This is a genomic window from Dietzia sp. B19 (assembly GCF_014145155.1).
Taxonomy (GTDB): Bacteria; Actinomycetota; Actinomycetes; order Mycobacteriales; family Mycobacteriaceae; genus Dietzia; species Dietzia natronolimnaea.
The window spans coordinates 1-4,307 of the sequence record NZ_JAALED010000107.1; the positions used below are offsets into that span (position 1 = coordinate 1).

At 69.9% G+C, this 4,307-nt stretch carries 5 protein-coding genes and 1 pseudogene; 4 read left to right on the top strand and 2 right to left on the bottom strand.

Annotated elements, in window-relative coordinates; translation table 11 throughout:
* Window positions 1–158 (top strand): annotated as a pseudogene (locus G6020_RS16910) (pyridine nucleotide-disulfide oxidoreductase); the annotation flags it as partial.
* On the opposite strand, the gene G6020_RS04305 reads toward G6020_RS16910, so the two are convergent.
* Window positions 159–512, bottom strand: a complete 354-nt coding sequence (locus G6020_RS04305) for a MerR family transcriptional regulator (RefSeq protein ID WP_179523629.1) — start codon at window positions 510–512, stop codon at window positions 159–161.
* A gap of 100 nt (window positions 513–612) precedes the next feature.
* Between G6020_RS04305 and G6020_RS04310 the strand changes: the two genes are divergently transcribed.
* Complete coding sequence (locus G6020_RS04310) at window positions 613–2,127, top strand: SulP family inorganic anion transporter (protein WP_182609778.1); 1,515 nt, start codon at window positions 613–615, stop codon at window positions 2,125–2,127.
* A 98-nt stretch (window positions 2,128–2,225) separates the two neighbouring features.
* Window positions 2,226–2,942, top strand: coding sequence for an arsenate reductase ArsC (locus tag G6020_RS04315; RefSeq protein WP_182609779.1), 717 nt, complete (start codon window positions 2,226–2,228; stop codon window positions 2,940–2,942).
* A gap of 39 nt (window positions 2,943–2,981) precedes the next feature.
* Here G6020_RS04315 and G6020_RS04320 read toward each other — a convergent pair whose 3' ends face one another.
* A complete protein-coding gene (locus G6020_RS04320; protein WP_182609780.1) occupies window positions 2,982–3,332 on the bottom strand; it encodes a metalloregulator ArsR/SmtB family transcription factor in 351 nt (116 codons plus the stop codon).
* Between the two features lie 215 nt (window positions 3,333–3,547).
* Here G6020_RS04320 and G6020_RS04325 point away from each other — a divergent pair.
* Window positions 3,548–4,307 (top strand): DUF222 domain-containing protein (locus tag G6020_RS04325; protein ID WP_194305965.1); only part of this gene is annotated, 760 nt, incomplete at its 3' end.

The following is a 4,307-nucleotide window of genomic DNA, read 5'->3' on the forward strand; positions in this document are numbered from 1 at the left end:
GGGTCGGCGGCCGGGTGGTCGCCGACGGGCCCGTGGTGCCGGACGTGCCCGGGCTGTTCCTGCTCGGCTACGGCGACTGGTGCGGCGCGGCCTCGGCGACCCTCATCGGGGTCGGTCAGTGGGCGAAGGCGGCCGTGGCCGCAGCTCTCGGCCGGTGATCAGGCCCTGAGGCGCGCGACGATCTCGACGAACTCCTCCGCGTAGCCCAGGTGGGTCCGCAGTCGCTCGAGCCGTTCGGTGGCCTCCGCCTCGATCTCGGCGATCAGCGCGGCCGATCCCGCCGGGTCGTCGGCTCGGCGGTCCAGGGCCCGGCAGAAGTCGCGCATGCGTTCCAGGCTGAACCCCAGGGGCTTCATCCGGCGGATGAGCAGGAGCCGCTCGACGTCCCCCGGCGTGTAGAGGCGGAACCCGCCCGGGGAGTGCGCGGAGGGGCTGACCAGACCGAGTTCGTCGTAGTGCCGCAGGCTCCGGATCGACAGCGCGGTGCGCTCGGCGACCTCGCCGATCTTCATGGTCTGCTCGCCGCGACTTGGCCCGCCCACAACTCTCCCGTTACGGTAGCTTTCTACTCTCACGCCGTGTGAGAGTCCTGACCCCGACTGTAGGTGATCCGTGAGCACCGAGTTCCCGACCGGCGTGCTGCCCTCGTTCCGCGCCGCGTTCTCCTCCCCCGCCCGGCTGCGGACCGAGGTCCTCGCCGGCCTCGTGGTGGCCCTCGCGCTCATCCCGGAGGCGATCTCGTTCTCCATCCTCGCGGGCGTCGACCCCCGGGTCGGTCTGTTCGCGTCCTTCACCATGGCGGTCACGATCGCCTTCACCGGAGGACGCCCGGCGATGATCTCGGCGGCCACGGGAGCGATCGCGCTCGTCGTGGCGCCGGTCGTGCTCGAGCACGGACTGGACCACCTCATCGCCACGGTCCTCCTGGCCGGGGTGCTGCAGGTGCTGCTGAGCGTGTTCGGGGTCGCGAGGCTGATGCGGTTCATCCCACGCTCGGTGATGGTCGGATTCGTCAACGCGCTCGCGATCCTCATCTTCTCCGCCCAGATCCCGCACCTGGTGGGCGTGCCGTGGCTGGTGTACCCGCTGGTGGCGGTGGGGCTGCTCGTCCTCGTGTTCTTTCCCAGGCTCACCACGGTGATCCCCGCGCCCCTGATCGCGATCGTGGCACTGACGATCGTGGTGGTCTGGGTGGGGTGGACCGTCCCGAACGTGCACGACCAGGGCGAGTTGCCCGGGTCGCTGCCGACCCTCCTGCTGCCGGACGTGCCGCTCACCCTGGAGACGCTGCAGATCATCGCCCCCTACGCGCTCGCCATGGCGCTCGTGGGGCTCATGGAGTCGCTGATGACGGCCAAGTTGGTCGACGACATCACGGAGACGCACTCCGACAAGACGCGTGAGGGCTGGGGTCAGGGCGTCGCCAACCTCGTCACCGGTTTCTTCGGCGGGATGGGCGGTTGCGCGATGATCGGGCAGACGATGATCAACGTCAAGGCCTCGGGCGCACGGACGCGGCTGTCCACCCTGCTCGCCGGCGTGTTCCTGCTGGTCCTCGTCGTCGTCCTGGGTGACGTCGTCGGACTGATCCCGATGGCCGCACTGGTCGCGGTGATGATCATGGTCTCGGTGGGGACCATGGACTGGCACTCGATCCATCCCCGGACACTGCGGCTGATGCCGCTGTCGGAGACCCTCGTCATGGTCGTCACCGTGGCGGCGACGGTGTGGACCCACAACCTCGCGATCGGCGTGATCCTGGGGGTGGTCACGGCGATGATCATGTTCGCGCGCCGGGTCGCGCACATGACGACCATCGAGAAGGTCGCCGAGCTCGACACGGACCACGACGGGGCGGTCGACACCCGCACCTACCGGGTCACGGGCGAGCTGTTCTGGGCCTCGAGCAACGACCTCGTGTACCGGTTCGACTACTCCGGCGACCCCGAGCACGTGGTACTCGATCTCACCGACGCCGACATCTGGGACGCCTCGACCGTCGCCACGCTCGACGCCGTGCAGCAGAAGTACGCGGCCAAGGGCAAGACCCTCACGGTGATCGGACTCGACGGTGCCAGCAGGGAGCGGCTCGACAAGCTCTCGGGCAGGCTCGGCGCCGGGCACTGAGTGCGGGTCGGTCCCGAGCGAATCCCTCCGGCCGGGCTTCCGGAAGCATCGATGGGCATCTATATTGATGGATGTCGATACGAGGCTTGGAGGCCGACATGTCCCGATCCGTGCACGACGCTCCTCTTCCCGAACTGCTCATGCCTCAGACGCAACTCCAGCGTGACGCCCGCGAGCTGGCCCGGCACTACGGGGGCGTGTTCAGTCCGCAGACCGTCGAGCGCGTGGTGTTCGAGTCCTATGCCGCGTTGCGTCGAACCGCGCGGGTCACCGCCCATCTGCCGTCGCTGTCCCGCCGCTTCGCGACCGACAGGCTCAAGGCTCTCGCGCAGGCGGAGGGGCGGGTCGCCAAGGACGTCCCCGAGGTGCTCTTCATCTGCGTCCAGAACTCGGGGCGCTCCCAGATGGCCGCGGCTCTCATGGCGGACCGGTCGGAGGGGCGGGTCCACGTCCGGTCCGCAGGCTCGCTCCCGGCGTCCGGGATCGACGAGAACTGCCGGGCGGCCATGGCCGAGGTCGGGCTCGACCTGACCTCGGAATACCCCAAGCCGCTCACCGACGACGTGGTGGCGGCCGCCGACGTGGTGATCTCCATGGGGTGCGGGGACGCCTGCGCCGTCTATCCGGGCAAGCGGTACCTGGACTGGGACGTCTCGGACCCCGCCGGCCAGGATCTCGACCGCGTCCGCTCCATCCGTGACGACATCGACGACCGGGTCCGCCAGGCCCTGCCGGAGATCGTCGGCATGACGCCCGCGACCGCCCCCGGTGCTCCGAGTTCGGGTGGTGCGACCAGGGAGGCGGCGTCGCCCTGAACGGTCCTCAGGCTGAACGGTCCTCAGGCTGACCAGTCCTCAGGCGAGGCGGAGGCCTCGGACGTCGACGATGTCGCGGATCTGGGAGAACGCCTCCGGGACGATGCTGTAGTGCGCCATCCGGCCGCGTTGTTCGCGGGTGACGAGTCCCGCCTCGACCAGCTTCTTCATGTGATGACTCACGGTGGGCTGGGAGATCCCCAGCGGTTCGGTGAGGGTGCACACGCAGACGTCATCGCACTCCGCCGCCGCGATGTGCGAGAGCAGGCGGAGGCGCATGGGGTCGGCCAGAGCCTTGAACCGGGTCGCCGCGGCTTCGGCCTCGGCCTGGGTGAGCGGCCCGTTCGCGCCGGCGATGCAGCAGTATTCGGCGGGCTCGGGCGAGGTCATGGTCCCAGGTTACCCGGACGACCGGGGCGGGGGAGGCCTGTGGATGTCCCCTCTTGCCCATTCGAAAGTGTGTGCGTATACTAGAACACTAGTTCGATACAATGTGACGGCGACGTACGAGTGGGCGTACGGGTGGAGGTGAGGGCGTGGACGAGACGGCTGGTGGCGCGACAAGTGGGGTCGGTCGTTCTGGTCACCCGTCCCCGCTCGGGAGGTTGTCCGATTCCGCCCGCGACACCTGGGTGGCGGAGAATCGCGCCGCCGGGGCCCGCCTGGCCGCGTGTTACGAGTTGTTCCGCGAGTGCGTGCGCCAGGACGAGGCCGGGGCGGGGGACGGTTCCCCGCCCGGGCACGCGGTGGTCGACCCGTTCGACGTGTGCACCGGCTACGTCGTGGCGTCGATGCCCATCTCCTCTGGCCGCGCCGCCGCCATGATCAGCCTCGCCGCGGACCTGACCGAGCGCTACCCGGCCGTCATGGAGGCGCTCTCGGCCGGTCGGATGGAACAGCGCGCAGCCGAGTTGTTGGCTCGTCAGATGGCCACGGTCGATCCGGCCGTCCTGTCCCGGGTTCAGCAGGAGGTCGTGGAGGACTACCTCGCCGCCATCGAGGCCGGCGAGCGTCCGGGCGCCCGGTCGGTGCGCGACTCCGTCGACGCGATCATCGCCCGCTACGACGCCAACGGGATCCGCGAACGAAGAGACGCCGCCGCCCGCGGACGCGGAGTCCACATCCGCAAGGGCGCCGACGGCATGACCAACCTGTGGGCGACCCTGGCCTCCGACGAGGCCGCTGTGCTGGCAGAGGCCATCGACCAGCGCGCCGCAGAGTTCGCCAACCCCGCCCCGGACACCCCCGCGGAATCAGCGCAGGCCCGCGCCGACGCCGAGGGGGCGGACATGTCGAACTATCCGGTGCCCGAACGCCGCGCGGACGCCCTGCTGTCCCTGGTGTGCGGAGACCGGGGCCGCGCCC